The organism is Sphingopyxis sp. 550B (assembly GCF_057401805.1).
Genome location: NZ_CM171610.1, coordinates 864,849 through 885,545, shown reverse-complemented (window position 1 = coordinate 885,545; position 20,697 = coordinate 864,849). Strand labels below are relative to the sequence as shown.

At 67.9% G+C, this 20,697-nt stretch carries 25 protein-coding genes; 11 read left to right on the top strand and 14 right to left on the bottom strand.

Going from position 1 to position 20,697, the window contains the following annotated elements; all coding sequences use genetic code 11:
* Nucleotides 1-76: 76 nt before the first annotated feature.
* Entirely contained in the window at nt 77-547 is a 471-nt protein-coding gene (gene rpsG, locus AC2S9W_RS04095) for a 30S ribosomal protein S7 (RefSeq protein WP_067108789.1), read from the bottom strand.
* A 160-nt stretch (nt 548-707) separates the two neighbouring features.
* Nucleotides 708-1,079, bottom strand: coding sequence for a 30S ribosomal protein S12 (rpsL, locus tag AC2S9W_RS04090; RefSeq protein ID WP_067108793.1), 372 nt, complete (start codon nt 1,077-1,079; stop codon nt 708-710).
* A 328-nt stretch (nt 1,080-1,407) separates the two neighbouring features.
* Here rpsL and AC2S9W_RS04085 point away from each other — a divergent pair, with 328 nt between their 5' ends.
* The 4 genes from AC2S9W_RS04085 to AC2S9W_RS04070 all read left to right on the top strand — a co-directional run bounded on the left by AC2S9W_RS04085 (nt 1,408) and on the right by AC2S9W_RS04070 (nt 5,690).
* Nucleotides 1,408-1,923, top strand: coding sequence for a DNA-deoxyinosine glycosylase (locus AC2S9W_RS04085; RefSeq protein WP_076073398.1), 516 nt, complete (start codon nt 1,408-1,410; stop codon nt 1,921-1,923).
* A 10-nt stretch (nt 1,924-1,933) separates the two neighbouring features.
* A complete protein-coding gene (locus AC2S9W_RS04080) occupies nt 1,934-2,623 on the top strand; it encodes a pyrimidine 5'-nucleotidase (RefSeq protein WP_076073397.1) in 690 nt (229 codons plus the stop codon).
* A complete protein-coding gene (dapD, locus tag AC2S9W_RS04075; protein ID WP_076073396.1) occupies nt 2,620-3,462 on the top strand; it encodes a 2,3,4,5-tetrahydropyridine-2,6-dicarboxylate N-succinyltransferase in 843 nt (280 codons plus the stop codon). Before AC2S9W_RS04080 ends, dapD begins: the two co-directional genes overlap by 4 nt.
* A gap of 134 nt (nt 3,463-3,596) precedes the next feature.
* The gene (locus AC2S9W_RS04070; RefSeq protein WP_104960205.1) at nt 3,597-5,690 is read left to right on the top strand and encodes a TonB-dependent receptor; all 2,094 of its coding nucleotides are present in this window, start codon (nt 3,597-3,599) and stop codon (nt 5,688-5,690) included.
* Between the two features lie 28 nt (nt 5,691-5,718).
* Here the strand turns inward: AC2S9W_RS04070 and gpmA are convergent, their stop codons facing one another.
* Complete coding sequence (gpmA, locus tag AC2S9W_RS04065; RefSeq protein ID WP_076073394.1) at nt 5,719-6,405, bottom strand: 2,3-diphosphoglycerate-dependent phosphoglycerate mutase; 687 nt, start codon at nt 6,403-6,405, stop codon at nt 5,719-5,721.
* A 191-nt stretch (nt 6,406-6,596) separates the two neighbouring features.
* Between gpmA and AC2S9W_RS04060 the strand changes: the two genes are divergently transcribed.
* Complete coding sequence (locus AC2S9W_RS04060) at nt 6,597-7,058, top strand: Hsp20 family protein (protein WP_076073393.1); 462 nt, start codon at nt 6,597-6,599, stop codon at nt 7,056-7,058.
* Nucleotides 7,059-7,139: 81 nt separating this feature from the next.
* Here the strand turns inward: AC2S9W_RS04060 and AC2S9W_RS04055 are convergent, their stop codons facing one another.
* From AC2S9W_RS04055 to AC2S9W_RS04005, 11 genes are all read right to left on the bottom strand, one after another.
* Nucleotides 7,140-8,249 (bottom strand): M14 family metallopeptidase, encoded by a 1,110-nt coding sequence (locus AC2S9W_RS04055; RefSeq protein WP_104960204.1) that lies wholly within the window; start codon nt 8,247-8,249, stop codon nt 7,140-7,142.
* Entirely contained in the window at nt 8,246-8,872 is a 627-nt protein-coding gene (locus AC2S9W_RS04050; protein ID WP_076073392.1) for a DUF4136 domain-containing protein, read from the bottom strand. The genes AC2S9W_RS04055 and AC2S9W_RS04050 overlap by 4 nt, the downstream gene beginning before the upstream one ends.
* Before the next feature lie 266 nt (nt 8,873-9,138).
* On the bottom strand, nt 9,139-9,786 hold the full coding sequence (locus AC2S9W_RS04045) for a cell wall hydrolase (RefSeq protein ID WP_104960203.1): 648 nt from the start codon (nt 9,784-9,786) through the stop codon (nt 9,139-9,141).
* Nucleotides 9,787-9,981: 195 nt separating this feature from the next.
* On the bottom strand, nt 9,982-10,365 hold the full coding sequence (locus AC2S9W_RS04040) for a DUF1491 family protein (protein ID WP_324787689.1): 384 nt from the start codon (nt 10,363-10,365) through the stop codon (nt 9,982-9,984).
* Between the two features lie 123 nt (nt 10,366-10,488).
* Nucleotides 10,489-10,953 carry a PTS sugar transporter subunit IIA gene (locus AC2S9W_RS04035; protein ID WP_067108822.1) on the bottom strand — a complete coding sequence of 155 codons (465 nt, stop codon included), beginning with the start codon at nt 10,951-10,953 and terminating at the stop codon, nt 10,489-10,491.
* A gap of 149 nt (nt 10,954-11,102) precedes the next feature.
* Nucleotides 11,103-11,675, bottom strand: coding sequence for a ribosome hibernation-promoting factor, HPF/YfiA family (hpf, locus tag AC2S9W_RS04030; RefSeq protein WP_067108823.1), 573 nt, complete (start codon nt 11,673-11,675; stop codon nt 11,103-11,105).
* 44 nt (nt 11,676-11,719) lie between these two features.
* A complete protein-coding gene (gene dnaQ / locus AC2S9W_RS04025; RefSeq protein WP_076073390.1) occupies nt 11,720-12,412 on the bottom strand; it encodes a DNA polymerase III subunit epsilon in 693 nt (230 codons plus the stop codon).
* A gap of 20 nt (nt 12,413-12,432) precedes the next feature.
* Nucleotides 12,433-13,056, bottom strand: a complete 624-nt coding sequence (gene coaE, locus AC2S9W_RS04020; protein WP_067108824.1) for a dephospho-CoA kinase — start codon at nt 13,054-13,056, stop codon at nt 12,433-12,435.
* Nucleotides 13,053-13,880 carry a shikimate dehydrogenase gene (gene aroE, locus AC2S9W_RS04015; RefSeq protein WP_234002536.1) on the bottom strand — a complete coding sequence of 276 codons (828 nt, stop codon included), beginning with the start codon at nt 13,878-13,880 and terminating at the stop codon, nt 13,053-13,055. The genes coaE and aroE overlap by 4 nt, the downstream gene beginning before the upstream one ends.
* A complete protein-coding gene (locus AC2S9W_RS04010) occupies nt 13,877-14,476 on the bottom strand; it encodes a Maf family protein (RefSeq protein ID WP_076073388.1) in 600 nt (199 codons plus the stop codon). The genes aroE and AC2S9W_RS04010 overlap by 4 nt, the downstream gene beginning before the upstream one ends.
* Entirely contained in the window at nt 14,473-15,291 is an 819-nt protein-coding gene (locus tag AC2S9W_RS04005; RefSeq protein WP_067108827.1) for a pyruvate, water dikinase regulatory protein, read from the bottom strand. Before AC2S9W_RS04005 ends, AC2S9W_RS04010 begins: the two co-directional genes overlap by 4 nt.
* A 335-nt stretch (nt 15,292-15,626) precedes the next feature.
* Here AC2S9W_RS04005 and hemE point away from each other — a divergent pair, with 335 nt between their 5' ends.
* The 6 genes from hemE to AC2S9W_RS03975 all read left to right on the top strand — a co-directional run bounded on the left by hemE (nt 15,627) and on the right by AC2S9W_RS03975 (nt 20,642).
* Nucleotides 15,627-16,655 carry a uroporphyrinogen decarboxylase gene (hemE, locus tag AC2S9W_RS04000; RefSeq protein WP_486571664.1) on the top strand — a complete coding sequence of 343 codons (1,029 nt, stop codon included), beginning with the start codon at nt 15,627-15,629 and terminating at the stop codon, nt 16,653-16,655.
* A gap of 4 nt (nt 16,656-16,659) precedes the next feature.
* The gene (locus AC2S9W_RS03995; RefSeq protein ID WP_241942188.1) at nt 16,660-17,109 is read left to right on the top strand and encodes a CopD family protein; all 450 of its coding nucleotides are present in this window, start codon (nt 16,660-16,662) and stop codon (nt 17,107-17,109) included.
* A 377-nt stretch (nt 17,110-17,486) separates the two neighbouring features.
* Complete coding sequence (gene rho / locus AC2S9W_RS03990) at nt 17,487-18,743, top strand: transcription termination factor Rho (protein WP_067108834.1); 1,257 nt, start codon at nt 17,487-17,489, stop codon at nt 18,741-18,743.
* Between the two features lie 9 nt (nt 18,744-18,752).
* Nucleotides 18,753-19,046 (top strand): antibiotic biosynthesis monooxygenase family protein, encoded by a 294-nt coding sequence (locus AC2S9W_RS03985; RefSeq protein WP_067108836.1) that lies wholly within the window; start codon nt 18,753-18,755, stop codon nt 19,044-19,046.
* A gap of 2 nt (nt 19,047-19,048) precedes the next feature.
* A complete protein-coding gene (locus AC2S9W_RS03980; RefSeq protein WP_067186791.1) occupies nt 19,049-19,771 on the top strand; it encodes a TerC family protein in 723 nt (240 codons plus the stop codon).
* 400 nt (nt 19,772-20,171) lie between these two features.
* Nucleotides 20,172-20,642 carry a hypothetical protein gene (locus AC2S9W_RS03975; RefSeq protein ID WP_486571663.1) on the top strand — a complete coding sequence of 157 codons (471 nt, stop codon included), beginning with the start codon at nt 20,172-20,174 and terminating at the stop codon, nt 20,640-20,642.
* The last annotated feature ends 55 nt before the right edge of the window (nt 20,643-20,697 follow it).

Genomic DNA, 20,697 nt, shown 5'->3' with positions numbered 1-20,697 from the left:
TTGGGGGAGGCTTTCGGGCCGCCCCCGATATAGGAAGATGTGTTACGATTGCGAGACGCGCGATGCGTCCGCGCGCTTACCAGCGGTAGTGGCTGAAGGCGCGGTTGGCCTCGGCCATGCGGTGCGTGTCCTCGCGCTTCTTCACCGCGTTGCCGCGATTGTTCGACGCGTCGAGCAGCTCGCCCGACAGGCGCGCGGCCATCGTCGTCTCGCTGCGGTTGCGCGCCGCGGTGATCAGCCAGCGGATCGCCAGCGCCTGCGCGCGGTCGGGGCGGACCTCGACGGGGACCTGGTAGGTCGCACCGCCGACGCGGCGGCTGCGGACCTCGATGCTCGGACGGATGTTGGCGAGCGCTTCGTGGAACACGCCGAGCGGTTCCTTCTTCGCGCGGGCTTCGACCGATTCGAGCGCGCCATAGACGATGCGTTCGGCGACGGACTTCTTGCCGTCGAGCATGACGCTGTTCATGAATTTGGACAGCACGACATCCCCGAAACGGGGGTCGGGCAGGATTTCGCGACGTTCGGGACGGCGACGACGAGCCATGGGATATTCCTTTTACGATCTTTCGCTTCAAACTGTTTTCCGGCGAAAGCCGGAATCCAGGAGCGAGTTTAAACCAAACCTTGCGATCGGGGTCGGGGTCTGAATCCCGGATAAAATCGCTGATGGCGATTTTTCCAGGATGACCCGTCCCCCGGACGGGTCACTTCGGCCGCTTCGCGCCGTACTTCGAACGGCTCTGCTTGCGGTCCTTCACCCCCTGGGTGTCGAGCACGCCGCGCAGGACGTGATAGCGCACGCCGGGAAGGTCGCGCACACGGCCGCCGCGGATCAGCACGACGCTGTGTTCCTGCAGGTTGTGGCCTTCGCCGGGGATGTAGGAGATGACCTCGCGCTGGTTGGTCAGGCGAACCTTGGCCACCTTGCGGAGCGCCGAGTTCGGCTTCTTCGGGGTCGTCGTATAGACACGGGTGCAAACGCCGCGCTTCTGCGGGTTCGCTTCCATCGCCGGGACCTTGGACTTCGCCTTCTGCGGCGTCCGGCCCTTGCGGACCAGCTGGTTGATCGTGGGCATGAATGCTTCACCTTTTCGTGTCCGCATCCTTCCGTTTCAGGGGGGGGAGCGAACGGTTACTGTACCGCGGTGGATGAAGCTTCGTCCCGTCGTGAGAAAGGCCGACCTGATAACAGCAAAAGACCCCGGCGGATCGCTGCGATCTTCCGGAGGCTCCATCCGCGCCAGCAATGTTCAAGCGCTGTTGTGACTCGAAAGGACGGACATCCGCCGTTTTCGAACCGGGCGCCCCTAGCGGCGATTCCCCTGCCGGTCAAGAAGAACCGTCTTGCGCCGATCGCGTCGCTGACGGCTTGTCGGCGCGCCATTCCGCCGATAGCCCCGTCGCATGACCGCGACGCGCCACGCCAGCTTTGCCCCGCACGTCGCCGCCGACGCGCGGCTGCTGATCCTCGGCAGCCTGCCCGGCGCGCGCTCGCTGGCCGAGCGGCAATATTATGCGCATCCGACCAACCAGTTCTGGCGCCTGCTCGGCGCGGTGATCGACCGGCCGCTCGCGCTGCTGCCCTACGATCAGCGGCTCGCCGCGCTGCGCGCCGCGCACATCGGCCTGTGGGACGCGATCCACAGCGCCGAGCGGCGGACCAGCAGCGACGGCGACATCCGCGAGGCACGGCCGCACGATCTCGCCGCGCTGGTGGCAACGCTCCCCGATTTGCGCATGATCGGATTCAACGGCGGCAAGGCTGCGGCGATCGGACGGCGGCAATTGCCGCCGCTGCCCGGCGTGACGCTGATCGACCTGCCGTCGAGCAGCGCCGCCCACACCATCGGCTTCGACGCGAAGCTCGCGCGCTGGCAGGCGCTCCGCGCCGCGCTTGCCGCCGCCGCCCCGAAGCCCTAAGCGCCGCGCCATGGCCCCGCCCCCTCCTCCGCCCATCGACCATATCGACAGCTGGATCTTCGATCTCGACAACACGCTCTACCCGCCGTCGGCGAAGCTGTTCGACCTGATCGACGCGCGCATGGGCGCCTTCATCATGCGGCTGCTGGGCTGCGACGCCGCGGAGGCGCGGCGGGTGCAGAAGCTTTATTTCCACGATCACGGCACGACGATGGCGGGGCTGATGCGCCATCACGGTGTCGATCCCGAGAATTTCCTGACCGATGTCCACGCCATCGCGCTCGACCGCATCGGCCCCGACGCGCGGCTGCGCGCCGGGCTCGCGCGGCTGCCGGGGCGGCGGCTGGTGTTCACCAATGCCGATGCCGACTATGCCGCGCGCGTGCTCGACGCGCGCGGGATCGCCGACCTGTTCGACGGCATCTGCGACATCCGCGTCACCGGCTATGCGCCCAAGCCCGACACCGCCGCCTATACGGCGATGATCGGCCATCTCGGCGTCGACCCGGCGACCAGCCTGTTCGTCGAGGACATGACGCGCAACCTGACCCCGGCGAAGGCGCTGGGAATGACCACCGTGTGGCTGGACAACGGCAGCGAAAGCGGCCATCGCGACCACCGGCCGGAGCATGTCGATTTCCACGTCACCGACATCGCCGACTGGCTCGACAGCTTGCCGCAATCTTGGGGATTTTCATGACGACCGACCTGCAAAAGACGATCGAGGCCGCCTGGGATGCGCGCGACACGGTGGGTGTAACGACGCGGGGCCCGATGCGCGAAGCGGTCGAGGCGGCGCTCGGCGGGCTCGACGACGGCAGCCTGCGCGTCGCCGAGCGCGACGATGCCGGAACATGGCAGGTCAACCAGTGGCTGAAGAAGGCGGTGCTGCTCTCCTTTCGTCTCAATGACATGGCGCTGATCGAGGGCGGCCCCGGCGGTGCGACCTGGTGGGACAAGGTGCCGTCGAAATTCGCCGGCTGGGGCGACAACCGCTTCCGCGACGCGGGCTTCCGCGCGGTGCCGGGCGCGATCGTCCGCCACGGCGCGCATATCGGCAAGGGCGCGGTGCTGATGCCCAGCTTCGTCAACATCGGCGCGCGCGTCGGCGAAGGGACGATGGTCGACACCTGGGCGACGGTGGGAAGCTGCGCGCAGATCGGCGCGGGCGTCCACCTGTCGGGCGGCGCCGGGATCGGCGGCGTGCTCGAACCGCTGCAGGCCGGCCCGGTGGTGATCGAGGACGGCGCCTTCATCGGCGCCCGCGCCGAGGTTGCCGAAGGGGTGATCGTGCGCGAGGGCGCGGTGCTGTCGATGGGCGTCTACCTCGGCGCATCGACCAAGATCGTCGACCGCGCGACGGGCGAGGTTTTCGTCGGCGAGGTGCCCGCCTATGCGGTGGTCGTCCCCGGCTCGCTGCCCGGCAAGCCGCTTCCCGACGGCAGCCCGGGTCCGTCGCTCTATTGCGCGGTGATCGTCAAGCGTGTCGATGCGCAGACGCGCGCCAAGACCGCCATCAACGAGCTGCTGCGCGACTGACGCCGTACCGCTCCGCCCGCCGCCCGTCGACGCCCGATGGGCGTTGGTAGACAAGCGCGTGCACCCTCCCTATTGCGAACTATTCGCATGAAGCGCGCGACCTCCTCGTCGAGGGCTGCGACGGGGGAGGAAAAGTGCCAGCCTGGATTCGCATCTCTTCGATCGCCGTGACGGCGTCGTTGTCCGCCCTGCCCGCCGCCGCGCAGGAGGTGACGGGCGACGACCCGCCGCCGATCGCCACGCCCGTCGCGGGCGCGCAGCGCTACACGCCCGGCGATCTCGCCCGGTTCGCACCGCGCACCGCGCTCGACATGGTCGAGAAGGTTCCCGGCTTCCTGATCGTCACCGGCACCAACGGTGGCGAGCGCGGGCTGGGGCAGGCGACCGAGAATGTGCTGATCGACGGCGAGCGGATCGCCAGCAAGGCGACCGACGCGCGCACCGCGCTGGCGCGCATCGCCGCCAGCGATGTCGCGCATATCGACATCGTCGACGGCGCCAGCCTGAACGTGCCGGGGCTGACCGGACAGGTCGCCAATGTCGTCCTCGTCGCCGGCCGCCAAGGCGGCGGCGGCTTCAAGACGACGCTGCGCTGGCAACCCGAATGGCGGTCGCGGCTCGCGAACAACTGGCTGAACGGCGAGATTTCGACCACCGGGCGGATCGGCGGCACCGGCGTGACGCTGAGCCTGAAGAACGAGGCGACGCGGCAGGGGCATTGGGGGCCGGAGCGCGTGTTCGACGGCGCCGGCGCCCTGCGCTTCGTGCGCGACGAGCATGCCAGCTATTATAACGATCCGCCGCGCCTGTCGGCGGCGCTGACGCGCACGACGGCGAACGGCAACAAGTGGAACGCCAGCGTCGGCGGGCAATTGCAGCGGATCGACAACCGCACCCGCGGCGAATCGGTCCAGCCGGGCATCGGCCGGGTCGACGAGCTGTTCACCGTGACCGAGGACGAATATAACTACGACATCGGCGGCGATTACGAACTCGGTCTCGCCGGCGGGCGGCTCAAGCTGATCGCCCTCTACCGGTTCGAGCACAGCCCCTTCGTCGATACCTTCATCGTCGATCGCGCGGTGGGCGGGCGCAGCGGCGAACGCTTCAGCCAGACCGCCGACGAAGGCGAATCGATCCTGCGCGGCGAATATGGCTGGCGCACCGCCGGCGGCACCGACTGGCAGGTCGCGCTCGAAGGCGCCTACAACACGCTCGACGTCGATGCCGAATATGCGCTGCTCCAGGCCGACGGCAGCTTCCTTCCCGTCGCCTTCGGCGGCGAGCGGACCGAGGTCGAGGAAAGACGCGCCGAAGCGTCGCTGACCTGGGGCCGGGCGCTGGCGCCCAACCTGACCGCGCAGCTCAACCTCGCCGCCGAATATAGCGAACTGACCTCGTCGGGGCCGGGCGGGCTGACGCGGCGCTTCGTCCGGCCGAAGGGCAAATTCGCGCTCGCGTGGAAGGTCGGGCCGGCGACGACGATCAACTGGCTGCTCCAGCGCCGCGTCGACCAGCTCGACTTCTTCGATTTCGCCAGCTCGGTCGACGTCGCGAACAATCAGGGGAACACGGGCAACGGCGAACTCGTCCCGCCGATCGTCAACCGCACCGAGCTGGAAGTGGTGCAGGACATGGGTCGCTGGGGCCATGCGTCGATCGCTCTCGCCTATGCCTATGCGCAGGATCTGGTCGACCAGATCCCGCTGTCGCCGACCGAGGAGGGGCGCGGCAACCTGCCGCCCGCGCATCTCTATCGCATCACGACCAAGGGGACGCTGCTGCTCGATCCGCTGGGGTGGCGCGGCGCGCGGATCAACGCCGACGTCACCTGGCGGCGCAACCGCGTGCGCGACCCGCTGACCGGCGCGTGGCGAGAGCAGAGCTTCGGGCAGGATTATATCGCCGACCTCAGCCTGCGCCACGATGTGCCGGGAACCGATTTCGCCTGGGGCGGCGGCTATTCGGACGAGCGCCTCAGCCCCGGATTCCGGCTCGATACGATCCGGCGCGAATATACCGCCGGCCCGTTCGTCACCGCCTTCGTCGAGCACAAGAATGTCGCGGGCTTCACCGTCAAGCTGTCCTACCGCAATCTCGCGGAGCAGAAGGACGGCTACGACCGCACCGTCTTCGTCGGCCGGCGCGACGGCCCCGTCGCCTTCGGCGAAAGCCGGCGCCGCGCCTATGGCCGCTATTTCCAGCTCACCGTGACGGGCCAGATATGATCCGTCCCGTTCGCGGCGCGGGGCCGGCTCAGCGCTCGCTCAGATAATAGCGTTCGCCCGGCGTCAGGTCGGCCGCCAGATCATAGACGATCGGCTGGCCGGTCGGGATTTCGAGGCCGGTGATGTCGGCGTCCGAAATGCCCGACAGATGCTTGACCAGCGCGCGCAGGCTGTTGCCGTGCGCCGAGACCAGCACCGTCTTTCCGGCCTTGAGTTCGGGCACGATCGCGCTTTCGTGATAGGGCAGGACGCGCGCGATCGTATCCTTCAGGCTTTCGGTCGCGGGCACCGCGATCCCGGCATAGCGCGGATCGTGCGACAGGTCCCACGGCGAGCCCGGGTCGAGCGGCGGCGGCGGGACATCGAAGCTGCGGCGCCAGATCTTCACCTGATCGTCGCCGTGCTTCGCCGCGGTCTCGGCCTTGTCGAGCCCGGTCAGCCCGCCATAGTGGCGCTCGTTGAGGTGCCAGTCCTTGGTGACCGGCAGCCACAGCCGCCCCATCGCCTCGAGCGCGAGGTTCATCGTCTTGATCGCGCGCGTCTGGACCGAGGTGAAGCCGACGTCGGGCGCGATGCCCTTCGCCTTCATCAGCTCGCCCGCCGCCCACGCCTCGGCCGCGCCCTTTTCGGTCACATCGACATCCCACCAGCCGGTGAAGCGGTTTTCGAGGTTCCACTGCGACTGGCCGTGACGGATGAGGATGAGCTGCGGCATGGTCTGTCCTTCGGCTGGAGGGGATTCGCGGCCCCCTTAGCGCGGCTTTTCGCGGAACGCCAATGCCCCCTTGAAATGGTTTCGGCCGTTACCAGATTGATCGCATCCGGTCGCCGGAACGGGACCGGACGGTGGCCGCGGCGGGTTTTGCCGCAGCCCCATGACTTCGCTTGGAAAGGAAGGAATGACCCATGCGCAACAGCTTTGACTGGACCCCCTATCGCCGCTCGACCGTCGGTTTCGACCGGCTGTTCGATTTCCTCGAGAACAGCGGCTCGGCGGAGAATTATCCGCCCTTCGACATCGAGAAGGTCGCCGACGATCATTTCCGCATCACCATCGCGGTCGCCGGCTTCAAGGAAGACGAGATCGACATCACCGCGCAGCAGAACATGCTGGCGATCACCGGCCGCAAGGCGCCGACCAGGGAAGGCGAGGAGCGCAGGCTGCTCTACAGCGGCATCGCGACACGCGCCTTCGAGCGCCGCTTCCAGCTCGCCGACTTCGTGCGGGTGGACCGTGCCGACCTCGCCGACGGGCTGCTGACCATCGACCTGGTGCGCGAGGTGCCCGAGGCGATGAAGCCGCACAAGATCGCGATCGGCGACAGCAAGCCGACGCTGGTCGAGGACGGCAGCAAGCAGGCGGCCTGACCCGCCCGCTCATACCCTTGTGCCCCCTCCCTCTCGGGGCATGACGAACGGGGCCCGGAAGACCGGGCCCCGTTTTCACATCTACAGCATCCGGTCGAGCGTCTCGAGGCAGGCGCGCGCCAGCAGCTTGGACCGGTCGGGCGACCAGCCCTGCACCGGGTCGGGCAGGTCGCGGTTGTCCTTGAACGGCATCTCGATCGTCATCGACACCGCGCCATGGCGTTCGGCGAGCTGGGTCGTCGACATCGACAGATTCGCCTGCCCCGGCGCCGAACTCTCATACCCCAGTTCGGTCTGGAAATCGGGCGTCGCGGCGGCGAGCGCGGCCTGGAAGGCGAGGAATTTTTCCTGCTGTTCGGGCTTCAGCGACGGAATGCCCTCGAACCCCGCGAGGAAGACCGCGGGAATCGCCTCGTCGCCATGGACGTCCATCGCCCAGTCGACCCCCGATTCGTCCATCGCATTGCGGACGCACAGCACCTCGGGGCTGCGTTCGGCGGACGGCGCGTGCCATTCGCGGTTGAGGTTCACCCCGGCATGGTTGGTGCGCAGGTGGCCGCGGCGCGAGCCGTCGGGATTCATGTTGGGCACGATGTGGAAACGGCACTTGCGCCGCAGCGAGCGGCCGTGCGGGTCGGCGGGATCGGTGAGCATGTCGAGCGCGCCCTCCATCCACCATTCGGCCATGCTCTCGCCCGGATGCTGGCGCGCATAGAGCCAGACCTGCACCGGCCCCTCGCCCATTTCGAGGCAGTCGATCGGCTGCCCCTCCAGGCTGGTGCCGAGGCAGCGATAGGCGACGCCTTCGCATTCGGCGGCCGAGGCGATCAGGTCGTGGTGCCGCTCCATCGAATAGGGCGCGAAATAGGCGATCCACAGCAAGGGCCCCTCGGCCGTGTGGCGGATCGTCAGCGTCCCCGCATCATAGCCGGTATCGAGCCGGAACCAATGCTCGCGGTCATAGCTCGCGCAGGCGGCATAGCCCGGCCAGCCGTCGGGATAGGCCGAATCGGCCAGGCCGGTGATCGCCAGGTCGAGCGCATCGCCCGCGGCGCAGGCGACGCGGAAATGGAACCACTGGAAAAAGTCGGACTCGCGATCCTTGCGAATCGAGAGGCGGGCGGACGTGCCGGCGAGCGACTCCACGACGATATTGCCGCTGTCGAAAGCGGCGTTGATGCTGATGGTCATGGCACCGTGATAGTGCGTCCCGATTCGCCGGGGAACCCCCTGAATAGGGCCTCCGCCAGTTTGGCCGCGGCAAGCGACGGCTGCGCCGCGGGCGCCTTCACCGGCACCGCGGTCAGCGCGCGCCCTTCCCACAAGGCCTGCCCGCTCGCCCCGTCGTCGATGCGCACGCTGAGCTGCAGATCCTGCATCTGCCGCGCGCCCCCGCCGAGGTTCAGGCCGATGCCCAGCCCGACGCCCGAGCCGTAGCTGCCCGTCGAGCCGCCGACGCCGACCGACACCGGCGACCGCTTGCCCGCGGTCTGCCGGTCGCTGCGGTCGAAGCCGATGCGGACCTTCAGCGGCGCGGCCGCACCCGAATCGGCCGCGACCAGCCCCAGAAGCTCCAATTGCCGCTCGACCGCGGTGCGATAGCTCGCCCATTCGAGCGACGGCTGCGCCGAACCGATCGTCGCCGCCGGATCGCCGAGCGGCGCGGGATCGACGGCATAGCGCGTCCCCGGCGCCCAGCCGGCGGCGGCATTGGCGTGAAAGCGGGTGACCTCGACCGGCGGCACCGCCGTTGCGCAGCCACCGAGAGCAAGCGCCGCTGCGGTCAGCAGGGCGACGGAAGAAAGACGCGTCATCGCCGCACCATGCGCGATGAAACATGGCTTGGCAATGAACGGCGCGCAGCGGTGGACGGCCGGATCGAATATGGCCGCAAAGACCCCTCTCCCCTCCCGCAAGCGGGAAGGGCAGCGAGGCTTGCGAACTCGTTCGCTAGCCGCAGCGGGGTGGGCCTTGGTCTCGCCGCCGGCCACCCCCGACCCCTCCCGCAAGCGGGAGGGGAGAAGACGGCCGCATCGAACCCGAACGGACCCGCTGCCCATGCAGCGGCGCCCGGTCCGTCTCAGCGATAGAAGATGTGATTGTCGATCGCGGCGATGCGCGTCTTGCGCCAGCCAGGTGAAACGTGGCGCGCGTGGAAGAAGAGCGCGCCCGGCGCGCGGTTCGACCAGCTGCCGTCGCGGGCGATCTGCGCGATCGCGACCGCGTTCGCCCATTGCGCGCCTTCGCGGATCTTCGGCATCCGGCCGCCGCGGACGAAGCTGAACTGGCTCTTCTGATGGACGACGCCGCACAGGCTGGTCGGGAAACGGCCCGACTTGGCGCGGTTGATCACGACATGCGCGACCGCGAGCTGGCCGGCGAGCGATTCGCCGCGCGATTCGAAATAGACCGCCCCGGCAAGGCAGCGCAGTTCGGGATCGAGCTCGGCCGGGCGCGGCGTCGCCGCGACCAGCGCGGCGAGCGAATCGGCCTGCGGCGCCGGCTCGTCCTGTTCGTCGATCGTCTCGGGGGCTTCGACCGGAGAAACCGGATCGGTCGAAGCTGTCGCCATCTCCGCTTCCGGCGCATCGGCGGCGGGCAGGGTGATGGCGGGCGGGCTCGCGTCGGCGATCAGGTCGCTCGCGAAACCCGGTTCGGCCAGAACCAGCATGGCAAGGGCGGTCATGCCCACGGCGGCCGTGCTGGCGGCGTTCAGAATGCGACTCATAAGGTCCGTCAAAAGGGCGGCTGAGGAACCGAACCATGACAAACAGGTGGGGGGTCATCGACCCGATACCGCCTGCGGTCCTCATCCGACTGCGTGTCCGAACCGTTCGACCGGGCGCGCCGGACAAACCGATGCAACCCGCGGGACGACCTACGCGTTAAACGTGCGGGCGACCTATTGTGCGGTGCAACAGAGTCAAGTTAACGCGCCCCACTCCGCGACGAGTCGTGGCGCATCCGCGATATCCAGTTCGACGATCCACAGGTCGGGATCGGCCTTTCGCCGCCGCTCGCAATAGTTTTCGCGGTCTTCACCATCGGCCGGTCCGACCGCTTCCCAGCGATAGCCGCCATCGAGCGCGAAGCGCCGTTCGAGCAGCGGGCCCGGCCGGCCGCGATCGCTGCACTGGACCAGGATCGCCCCCGCATCGGCATCGCCGCGCGCGAGGACGGCCGCGAAACCGCCCGCCGCCTGCGCCTCGCGCAGCAGCAGGTCGACGAGGAAGCGGCTTTTCAGCCGCGGCATCGGATCGGCCGGGAACGATAGCGGGCGCCGCCGGATGCCGCCGGTTTCTGGCAAGGAAACGTTCCCAGGCGAAAGCCGGGGTCCACGTATCGCAGCACGACATCGACCGGATTCCGGCCTTCGCCGGGAAGCACGCGCTTGCGGGCCCGCAAGCCGTATGGGCCGGCGCCGACGGCGTCAGGCCGCGTCGCGCGTTTCGGTGTCGGCGAGCAGCGCATAGAGCGCTTCGTCATTCTTGGCGCCGCGCAGCCGTTCGGCGACCTTTTCGTCGCGCAGCATCCGCGACACGCCCGCCAGCGCCTTCAGATGATCGGCGCCGGCGTCGAGCGGCGACAGCAGCACGAACAGCAGGTCGACGGGCAGGCCGTCGACCGACTGGAAATCGATCGGCCGCGCGAGTTGCAGGAACAGGCCGCGCACCCCCGACAGGTCGGCCAGCTTGGCGTGCGGCAGCGCGATGCCGCGCCCGAAGCCGGTCGAGCCGAGCCGTTCGCGTTCGAGCAGCGCTTCGCTCACCTCGCCGGCGTCGAGCCCGAGCGCGCGGCTCGCAAGATCGCCGATGTAGGGAAAAAGCGCCTTCTTCGAATCGAGCTGGACGTGCGCGCGCACCGTCGCGGGATAAAGAAGGGAAGAAAGGTTCATCGGTCTTGTCAAATCTGCATGGTCGCGGGGCAACGCCGTCCCGCCGTCCTGATGGCAACGATCACGGATCGGTCGTAAGGCCCCGCCATCCGGGTTCAGGGCTTCGTTGGGCGCGGCCCTTAGGCCGGATGGCGGAGAAAATCCAGCCCCTATTGCGGTTCGACCCATCCGATCGTGCCGTCGGAGCGGCGATAGACCATGTTGTAGGTGTCGGTCCGGCTGTTGAGGAACAGCAGCGCATTGGTGTTGCGAAGGTCGAGCATCATCACCGCGTCCGACACGCTGCTGGTCGGCACGTCGACGCGCGTTTCGGCGATGATCGCCGGGGCGTCGCCCGCTTCCTCCTCCTCGCTGCCGGCCTCGAACACGGTGTAGCCGGCATTGCCCCGGATCTCGTCGAGGGTCGGCGACGGCTGCGTCGGCGTGCCGCGATCCTTGAGCCGTCGCATATAGCGCCTCAACTGCTTCTCGATGCGCTCGGCCGCATTCTCGAACGCGACATGCGCATCCTGCGCCTGTCCATGACCTTTCAGGACCAGCCCCTGCATCACATGCGCGACGATGTCGCACTGGAAGCTGTCGTGCGGCCCCTTGCCGAAAATCGCATGCGCGCCGATCGCTCGAGAGAAATATTTGTCGGCAATCGCGTTCATCCGGTCCGAAACACGCGCTTGCAGCGCTTCACCGGTTTCGATCTGGTGGCCAGAGACGCGGATTTCCATCTTTCTTCTCCTTCCAGTGTCGGTGACGGCGCTGGGAGCCGCCGTCACGGGCTATCGTGCCACAAAGGTTGATTGAGTGCGGCAACGAATTCGGCATGGCGCGCCAGCTCGGCCGCGGTGGCGGCGTGCGCGCGCGGCTCGCGAAACGGGCGGGACGGCGCGGCGGGTCGCATCGACAGGCCCGCCGCCATCGCGGCGGACTCGGCGCCCAGACCAAGCCCGATCTGCCGGCCGCCGGTCATCTCGATATAAAGATGGGCGAGCAGCTCGGCGTCGAGCAGCGCGCCGTGCTTGATGCGGTGGCTGCGGTCGATGCCGTAGCGGGTGCAGAGCGCGTCGAGGCTGTGCTTGGCGCCCGGATGCAGCTTGCGCGCCATCTGCACCGTGCAGCACATGCGGGCGAGGTCGAGCGCCGGGCGCCCGGCGCGTTCGAGTTCGGCGTTGATGAAGCCGAAGTCGAAGACGGCGTTGTGCGCGATCATCGGCGCGTCGCCCAGGAATTCGAGCAGCTCGTCGGCGCGAGCGGCGAACAGCGGCTTGTCGGAAAGGAACTGGATCGACAGGCCGTGCACCGCCTCGGCCTCGGGCGGCATGTCGCGTTCGGGATGGAAATAGGCGTGGAAGGTTCGGCCCGACTCGCGGCGATCGACCAGCTCGATGCATCCGATCTCGACCAGCCGATGTCCCGATCTGGGGTCGAGCCCCGTGGTTTCCGTATCGAAGATTATCTCGCGCATCTGATGATCCAATCTGGACCCTATCGGGCGCGGAAACAAGAGGTGATGGCCCGAATCTGGCGATGCGTCTCGCTTTTCGGACGGCCGGTTTCGATGACGAAGTCGGCGCGCGCGCGCTTGACCCGGTCGGGCACCTGCAGATGGCGGATCGCCTTGAATTTGGCGTTGGTCATGCCGGGCCGGCGCAGCACGCGCTTGCGCTGCATCCACAGCGGCGCGGAAACGACCGCGATCGCCCCGACGCGGTGCCAGCCGCCCTTTTCGAACAGCAGCGGGATGTCGAGCACGACGACGGGACGCGCGCGATGCCGCGCCAGGAAGCGCTTCTGCGCGCGGCCGACCGCGGGGTGGACGATCGCCTCGAGCGCCGCGAGTTCGTGCGGGTGGCCGAGGACGCGCGCGCCCAGCTTCTGCCGGTCGACCCCGCCCGGCCCGGTGGTGCCGGGAAAGCGCGCCTCGATCGCCTCCACCAGCGCGCCGCCCGGACCCTGCAGCCGGTGCACCTCGGCGTCGGCGTCGAACACCGGCACGCCCTCGCGCTCGAACATCGTCGCCGCGGTCGACTTGCCCATGCCGATCGACCCGGTGAGGCCGAGGATGAAGGGACGGCGCAGCCGCGAGCCGGGGCGCTTGTAATGCGTCATGCGGTCAGCAGCGCGCGCAGTTCGTCGTCGCGGCCCTCGGGCGGCGGGCGGCCGAAGAACAGCTCGAAGGCGAGCGCCGCCTGCCCGATCAGCATGTCGAGCCCGTCGACCGTGTCGAGCCCGCGCGCCTCGGCGGCCGCAAGCAGCCCGGTCCGCAGCGGCGCATAGACGAGATCGTAGACGATCGCTCCCTCGGGCAGCGGCGCCAGGTCGAGGTCGAGCGGCGGCTGGCCGATCATGCCGAGGCTGCTCGCATTGACGAGCAGCGCCGCCGGCGGCAGCGGCGCGTCGAGCGCGACGACGTCGCCCTTGAGCCCGAAGGCCGCGAGCAGGCCCATCGCCTTGAGCGGCGAGCGGTTGAGGATGGTGACCGGCCCGACCTTCGCCCGTGCCAGCGCGAACAGCACCGCATGCGCCGCTCCGCCGGCGCCGACGACCGCGACCGGCGCGCCCTCGAGGTCGAGTTCGGCAAGCGGCGCATAGAAGCCGGCGGCGTCGGTGTTGGTGCCGATCAGCGCGCCGTCGGGCTGGCGCACCACCGTGTTCATCGCGCCGATGGTGCCGCGGATATTGCCGGGGTCGTCGACCAGATCCATCACCGCGACCTTGTGCGGAATGGTGACGTTGCAACCGCGCCAGTCGGGATCGGCGCGGCGCTCGGCGATATAGGCGGCAAGGCCGTCGGGGCGGACGTGCGCGCGCCGGTAATCGCCCGCGATGCCCAGCGCCTCCAGCCAGAAGGTGTGGATCAGCGGCGACTTCGAATGCGCGATCGGATCGCCAATCACCTCCGCATAAGGGGGGGCAGGGGGGATTCCGCTCATGCCGGCGCCAGCCCGGCCGCGCGCAGCCATGCCATCAGCGGCAGCATCGGCATGCCGACGATGGTCCAGGGGTCGCCTTCGACCCGGTCGAACAATTGCACGCCCGCTCCCTCTATCTCGTAACAGCCGACGGTCCAGCGGATGCTGTCCCAGTGGCGCGCCACATAGGCGGCGATGAAGCCCTCCGACAAGGGGCGCATCCACAGCTTCGCCTCGCCGACCGCGCGCCACACCGGCGCGCCGTCGCGCGCGGCGACCGCGGCGCTGAACAGCCGGTGCCGCGTTCCCGCCATGCGGCGCAGGTGCGCGGCCGCCTCCTCCGGGCTTTCGGGCTTGGTCAGCATCGTCCCGTCGTCGAGCGCGAGGGTCGAATCGGCGCCGATCACCGTGACGCCGGGCAGCCGCGCCGACACCTTGATCGCCTTTGCCTCGGCCAGCGCGTCGGCGATGTTGCGCGGCGTCTGCCCGGCCGCGCGCAGCGACGCGGTCAGCGCCTCCTCGTCGACATGCGCGGGGGTGGCCTCGAACGCCAGCCCGGCGGAGCGCAGCATCGCGGCGCGCCCGCTGCTCTGCGAGGCGAGGACCAGTTCCGTCATGCGGCGCGCCCCGCGCGATCCTCGGCGAGCTGGATCACCGCCGCGGCGGTCTCCTCGATCGACCGGCGCGTCACGTCGATCACCGGCCAGTCGTTGTCGGCGAAGATGCGGCGGGCATAGGCGATCTCGGCCTTCACCCGTTCCTCGTCGACATAGGCGGTCTCGGGCACCTGATTCAGCGACAGCAGCCGGTTGCGCCGCACCTGCACCAGCCGGTCGAAGCTGGTCGTCAGCCCGACGACCAGCGGGCGCTTCAGCGTGAACAGCGCCTCGGGCGGCGGCGATTCGGGGACGATCGGGATGTTCGCGGTCTTGTAGCCGCGATTGGCGAGATAGATGCTCGTCGGCGTCTTCGACGTGCGCGACACGCCGGCGAGCAGGATGTCGGCTTCCTCCCAATTGTCCCAGCCGATGCCGTCGTCGTGCGCGACGGTGAACTGGATTGCCTCGACCCGCGCGAAATAGGCCGCGTCGAGCACATGCTGCCGTCCGGGGCGCGCCTTCGCTTCCTGTCCCAGCATCCGCGACAGCGCATCGGTGACCGCGTCGAGCGCCGGGACGAGCGGCAGCCCCTGCGCGCCGGCGCGCCGCTCGAGGCTCGCGCGCAGGTCGCCGTTGACCAGCGTGAACAGGATCATCCCCGGGCTCGCCTGCACCTCCGCCATGATGCGGTCGAGATGCGATTCGGATCGGACCATCGGCCAGAAATGGCGCACCACCTCGACATCGTCGAACTGGGCGATCGCCGCCTTGGCGATATTTTCGAGCGTCTCGCCGGTGGAATCGGATATGAGGTGCAGGTGGAGCCGGTCCATCGCCCTTCTTGTCCCCGCGCCGCCGGAAAAGGCAAGCGGCGAAGCATCGCGGGCCGGCTGTGGACAAGTCCGGCACAAGCCGGGGGGCGAAGCGGGACAGCGATTCCATCCCCGGCCGCGCCGATTCCGTCCCGCCGTTTATCCACAGGGGACGAATCTTGTCCACAGGCTGTGAAGAACGGGGACGACCGCCACCGACTCCGCGGCGGGCGGCGGCGGCCGGGGAGTCAAGATGTTGGCAAAAGGGGCGCTGGCGCCTAAAGCGCACTTATCCGCCCGCCAACAATCCACCACAATCCATTTATACTTGTTTTGATAGAAGAAAGAGGGGCCGCGTGAAGGCGACACCGAAGAGCTTGCTGGCGACGCTGCGCGGGGTGCGGCAGGAACGGCCGCCGCTGTGGCTGATGCGCCAGGCGGGCCGCTATCTCCCCGAATATCGCGCCCTTCGCGAGACCAAGGGCGGCTTCCTCGAACTCTGCTACGATCCCGAGGCGGCGGCCGAAGTGACGCTGCAGCCGATCCGGCGCTTCGGCTTCGACGGCGCGATCCTCTTTTCCGACATCCTCGTCGTTCCGCACGCGCTCGGGCAGAATCTGTGGTTCGAGGCGGGCGAGGGGCCGCGGCTCGCGCCGGCGCTCGTCGACACGGCGCTCGCCGCGCTCGAAGCGGCGCCGCAGCGGCTCGACCCCGTCTATGCGACCGTCGCACGCGTCGCCGCGGCGCTGCCGCCGGAGACGAGCTTCCTCGGTTTCGCGGGCAGTCCGTGGACCGTCGCCACCTATATGGTCGCGGGGCAGGGGTCGAAGGACCAGGCCGCGGCGCGGCGCATGGCGTTCGGCGATCCCGCCGCCTTCCAGGCGATCGTCGACGCGATCGTCGAGCTCAGCGTCGCCTATCTGTCGGGACAGATCGAGCAGGGGGTCGAGGCGGTGCAGCTTTTCGACAGCTGGGCCGGCAGCCTGTCCCCCGCGCAGTTCGAACGCTGGGTGATCGCCCCCAATACCGAGATCGTCCGCCGGTTGAAGGCGCTGCATCCCGATACCCCGGTCATCGGCTTTCCGAAGGGCGCGGGCGGCAAGCTCGCATCCTATGCGGACGAGACCGGCGTCGATGCGATCGGGCTCGACGAGACGGTCGATCCCGACTGGGCCGATGCGGCGCTGCCCGCGCACCTGCCCGTGCAGGGCAATCTCGACCCGCTCGCGCTCGTCGCCGGCGGCGCGGCGCTCGACGCGGCGGTCGACCGCATCCTTGCGGCTTTCCCTTCGCGCCCCCATATCTTCAATCTGGGCCATGGCATCGTGCCCGATACGCCGATTGCCCATGTCGAACATCTGATCAGGCGCGTGCGAGGCGGGTAGGGCAATGACGGACTGGGTCGGATTTCTGGGGGCGACGATGCTGTGGATGAAGGCGGCGCATGTGATCTTCGTCATCTTCCTGATGGCGGGGCTGTTCATGATGCCGCGTTTCTTCATTTATCATCACCAGTGCGCGGTGGGGTCCGAAGAGGACCGCAAATGGATCGAGCGCGAGGACCGGCTGCGCCGGATCATCCTCAACCCCTCGATCATCCTCGTCTGGGTGTTCGGCCTGCTGCTCGCCTTCAACGGCGGCTATTGGAGCGAGGGCTGGTTCCACGGCAAGCTGCTGCTCGTGCTGCTGCTCTCCGGCTATCACGGCTGGCTGGTCGGCTATTTCAAGAAGCTGCGCAAGGGCGAGCGCCCGCTCAGCGAAAAGCGGCTCCGCCTGCTCAACGAGGTGCCCGGCATCGCCGCGGCGATCATCGTCGTCCTCGTCATCGTCCGGCCCTGATCGGGCAAGAGCAGGGACTCACCGGCTACGATCGAGGCTGGCCCCGCATTTATCGCACCCTGACCGTGTAGCGACGGTTCCCTGGCGAAAGCCGGGGTCCAGATGGCATGGCGCGGTAAGCGACGGCGACGCGGTCGAAGCCGTCGCCTCGCCTCGTCCGACGCGACCGCCATGCCGCCGCCCGATTGCCCCCGATCGACTTGGCCCGATTGACTTGGGCAAAAGCCGGATATAGGGGCCGATCAACCCCGTCCCGCGCGGGCGGCGCGTCGTGCGCCGATGCTATCGTGAACGGTCGTCCCCCGACCGGATAGGCGCATCCGGTGCGCCGAATTGCCATATCCCTGTCCCGAATTTCATTTCTGGAAAATCCATCCATGCATCTCAAAGAACTCAAGACCAAATCGCCCGCCCAACTCGTCGAAATGGCCGAGGAACTGGGCGTCGAGGGCGCATCGACGCTGCGCAAGCAGGACCTGATGTTCTCGATCCTCAAGGAACTCGCCGAAGAGGGCGAGGAAATCATCGGGTCGGGCACGATCGAGGTCCTGCCCGACAGCTTCGGCTTCCTGCGCAGTCCCGAGGCCAATTATCTCGCCGGCCCCGACGACATCTACGTCTCGCCGAACCAGGTCCGCAAACACGGTCTGCGCACCGGCGACACGGTCGAGGGCGAGATCCGCGCGCCGAAGGACGGCGAACGCTATTTCGCGCTCACCAAGCTGACCGCGGTCAATTTCGACAATCCCGAAGCGGTGCGCCACCGCGTCAATTTCGACAATCTGACGCCGCTCTATCCGAACCAGAAGCTGTCGCTCGACGCGCTCGACCCGACCGTCAAGGACAAGTCGGCGCGCGTGATCGACCTCGTCAGCCCGCAGGGCAAGGGCCAGCGCGCGCTGATCGTCGCGCCGCCGCGCACCGGCAAGACGGTGCTGCTGCAGAACATCGCCAAGGCGATCACCGACAATCATCCCGAGGTCTATCTGATCGTCCTGCTGATCGACGAGCGGCCCGAGGAAGTCACCGACATGCAGCGCAGCGTCAACGGCGAGGTCGTCTCCTCGACCTTCGACGAGCCCGCGACGCGTCACGTCCAGGTCGCCGAAATGGTGATCGAAAAGGCGAAGCGCCTCGTCGAGCACAAGAAGGATGTCGTCATCCTGCTCGATTCGATCACCCGCCTCGGCCGCGCCTACAACACCGTGGTTCCCAGCTCGGGCAAGGTGCTCACCGGCGGCGTCGACGCCAATGCGCTCCAGCGGCCGAAGCGCTTCTTCGGCGCCGCGCGCAACATTGAGGAGGGCGGCTCGCTGTCGATCATCGCGACCGCGCTGATCGACACCGGCAGCCGCATGGACGAGGTGATCTTCGAGGAGTTCAAGGGCACCGGCAACAGCGAGATCGTGCTCGACCGCAAGGTCGCCGACAAGCGCATCTTCCCCGCGCTCGATGTCGGCAAGTCGGGCACCCGCAAGGAAGAGCTGCTGGTCGAAAAGGACAAGCTGTCGAAGATGTGGGTGCTGCGGCGCATCCTCATGCAGATGGGCACCGTCGATGCGATGGAATTCCTGCTCGACAAGATCAAGGATTCGAAGACCAACGAGGATTTCTTCGAGTCGATGAACCAATAGGCCGCGCGGATGGCCGTCGTCGAACATGCGCTGCTTCCCGTTCGCACCGGAAGCGAGGCCGCGTTCGAGGCGGCCGTCGCGCAGGCGCGGCCGTTGATCGAGGCGTCGCCGGGCTTTATCTCGCTCGAGATACGCCGTCCGGCGGGAACCGGACAGCCCTATCTGCTGTTGGCATTGTGGGAGTCGGTCGCCGATCATCGCGATGGCTTCCGCCAGTCCGACCGCTACCGGCAATGGCGTGCATTGCTGCATCCTTTCTATGACCCCGTTCCCGAGGTCAGCTATTTCGGAGACCCGCTGTGATCCTGGAAATCCTGGCCCAAGCAGGTGCCGTCGCCGCCACGGGCTTCGGCGGACCGGGCGGCATCTGGGCGCATATCGTCAACGATTTTTCGAACATCACCGAACCCGCGGCGCTGTCGGCCTTCCTGCAGGTGCTGATGATCGACATCGTGCTGGCGGGCGACAATGCGATCGTCGTCGGCGCGCTCGCGGCCGGTCTGCCGGCGGACCAGCGGCGCAAGGTGATCTTCATCGGCGTCATCGCGGCGCTGGTGCTGCGCATCGCCTTCGCGCTGATCGTCACGCAACTGATGCAGATCGTCGGGCTGATCTTCGTCGGCGGCCTGCTGCTGATCTGGGTGGCGTGGAAGATGTGGCGCGAACTGCGCGCCGGCGCCCATTCCGCAGGCTCGCCCGAGATCGAGGGCGACGAGCATTCGGGCCTGAAGCCCGCGAAGAGCTTCCTCGGCGCCGCCTGGGCGGTTGCGATCGCCGACGTCAGCATGAGCCTCGACAATGTCCTCGCGGTCGCCGGCGCGGCGCGCGAGCATCCCGGCATCCTGATCGTCGGGCTGATCGTCGCCGTCGCGCTGATGGGCATCGCCGCCAACATCATCGCCAAATATATCGAGCGCTATCGCTGGATCGCCTATGTCGGGCTGGCGGTGATCCTCTATGTCGCGGTCAAGATGATCCACGAAGGCTGGGTCGACCCGAGCGTCGGCGTCGGCACGCTGTTCGGCTAGAGTGTTTTCAAGTCAGGTGGAATCACCTGACGACTCGGAAAACACGCTGCTCCATGGCCTGCGGGGATTCGGGTTTCGGCACGGCGTCTCCCCTCGTCACCCTGAACTTGTTTCAGGGTCCATGGTCTGCCCTTCCCATTTGCGCCGCCTTTCATTCAAGGACAGACCATGGGCCCGGATCGGGTCCGGGGCAGGCTCTGAAACAAGTCGGCATATATATTCTTCAGGCAGGTCAGGCGCTGTTCCCCGGCGAAAGCCGGGGTCCAGATGGCACAGCGCTGCCTCGCATGGACCCCGGCTTTCGCCGGGGAACAGTGACGTGTCGAAAAGGGGGCATTGCCAGACAAGTTTCGGGTGACGAGAAAGAGAAACCGTGCCGAACCCCGAATCCCCACCGGCCATGGACAAGGCCGCCGCGCCGTTTCATCCTCTGCCGATGGCGGGCGATGCGATGATGCCGATTGCGTGGATATTGGGACGCGGCGAGATGCTGGCCGTCGCCGCCATGCTCGATGCGGCTGGGATTATCGTCCATGTCGGCGGCGAGCATTATGCGAGCGTGTCGCCCGCGGTGCTGGCGATCGGCGGCTTTCGACTGACCGTTCCCGCCTGGCAGCATCGGGATGCCTCGGCGGTGCTGTCGGAGATGCTCGCGGCGCCCGCGCCCGAGCCCAACACTCATGCGGCGCGCGCTCTCGGGCGGTTCGCCCTGGCAGCGGCCGGGGCGCTGGCTCTGTTCTCGCTGCCGTCCCTGTTGGTCTTTGGCCTGAAACCCTTGCTTGCGATCCTTTCCGCGCCGCTGCTCCTGTTGCAGGTGCCGGTCAATATGGAGGGACGGAGCGAATATCATTTGCGTGCTGGCCCCCCGTGAACCGGGTGCCTTGAACCAGCCGCGATCGCGCCCATTTTGGTTTTCATGCCCCAAC

What these genes read in the sequence shown, in the direction of transcription:
- hpf (WP_067108823.1), bottom strand. Translation starts at nt 11,675, where the DNA reads ATGGAAATCCGCGTCTCTGGCCACCAGATCGAAACCGGTGAAGCGCTG.
- AC2S9W_RS04005 (WP_067108827.1), bottom strand. Translation starts at nt 15,291, where the DNA reads ATGGACCGGCTCCACCTGCACCTCATATCCGATTCCACCGGCGAGACG.
- gpmA (WP_076073394.1), bottom strand. Translation starts at nt 6,405, where the DNA reads ATGCCGCAGCTCATCCTCATCCGTCACGGCCAGTCGCAGTGGAACCTC.
- AC2S9W_RS03995 (WP_241942188.1), top strand. Translation starts at nt 16,660, where the DNA reads ATGACGGACTGGGTCGGATTTCTGGGGGCGACGATGCTGTGGATGAAG.
- coaE (WP_067108824.1), bottom strand. Translation starts at nt 13,056, where the DNA reads ATGACGCATTACAAGCGCCCCGGCTCGCGGCTGCGCCGTCCCTTCATC.
- AC2S9W_RS04050 (WP_076073392.1), bottom strand. Translation starts at nt 8,872, where the DNA reads ATGACGCGTCTTTCTTCCGTCGCCCTGCTGACCGCAGCGGCGCTTGCT.
- aroE (WP_234002536.1), bottom strand. Translation starts at nt 13,880, where the DNA reads ATGAGCGGAATCCCCCCTGCCCCCCCTTATGCGGAGGTGATTGGCGAT.
- AC2S9W_RS04085 (WP_076073398.1), top strand. Translation starts at nt 1,408, where the DNA reads ATGACCGCGACGCGCCACGCCAGCTTTGCCCCGCACGTCGCCGCCGAC.
- AC2S9W_RS04010 (WP_076073388.1), bottom strand. Translation starts at nt 14,476, where the DNA reads ATGACGGAACTGGTCCTCGCCTCGCAGAGCAGCGGGCGCGCCGCGATG.
- AC2S9W_RS04035 (WP_067108822.1), bottom strand. Translation starts at nt 10,953, where the DNA reads ATGAACCTTTCTTCCCTTCTTTATCCCGCGACGGTGCGCGCGCACGTC.
- rho (WP_067108834.1), top strand. Translation starts at nt 17,487, where the DNA reads ATGCATCTCAAAGAACTCAAGACCAAATCGCCCGCCCAACTCGTCGAA.
- dapD (WP_076073396.1), top strand. Translation starts at nt 2,620, where the DNA reads ATGACGACCGACCTGCAAAAGACGATCGAGGCCGCCTGGGATGCGCGC.
- AC2S9W_RS04055 (WP_104960204.1), bottom strand. Translation starts at nt 8,249, where the DNA reads ATGACCATCAGCATCAACGCCGCTTTCGACAGCGGCAATATCGTCGTG.
- rpsL (WP_067108793.1), bottom strand. Translation starts at nt 1,079, where the DNA reads ATGCCCACGATCAACCAGCTGGTCCGCAAGGGCCGGACGCCGCAGAAG.
- rpsG (WP_067108789.1), bottom strand. Translation starts at nt 547, where the DNA reads ATGGCTCGTCGTCGCCGTCCCGAACGTCGCGAAATCCTGCCCGACCCC.
- AC2S9W_RS04060 (WP_076073393.1), top strand. Translation starts at nt 6,597, where the DNA reads ATGCGCAACAGCTTTGACTGGACCCCCTATCGCCGCTCGACCGTCGGT.
- AC2S9W_RS03975 (WP_486571663.1), top strand. Translation starts at nt 20,172, where the DNA reads ATGGACAAGGCCGCCGCGCCGTTTCATCCTCTGCCGATGGCGGGCGAT.
- AC2S9W_RS04080 (WP_076073397.1), top strand. Translation starts at nt 1,934, where the DNA reads ATGGCCCCGCCCCCTCCTCCGCCCATCGACCATATCGACAGCTGGATC.
- AC2S9W_RS03985 (WP_067108836.1), top strand. Translation starts at nt 18,753, where the DNA reads ATGGCCGTCGTCGAACATGCGCTGCTTCCCGTTCGCACCGGAAGCGAG.
- dnaQ (WP_076073390.1), bottom strand. Translation starts at nt 12,412, where the DNA reads ATGCGCGAGATAATCTTCGATACGGAAACCACGGGGCTCGACCCCAGA.
- AC2S9W_RS04045 (WP_104960203.1), bottom strand. Translation starts at nt 9,786, where the DNA reads ATGAGTCGCATTCTGAACGCCGCCAGCACGGCCGCCGTGGGCATGACC.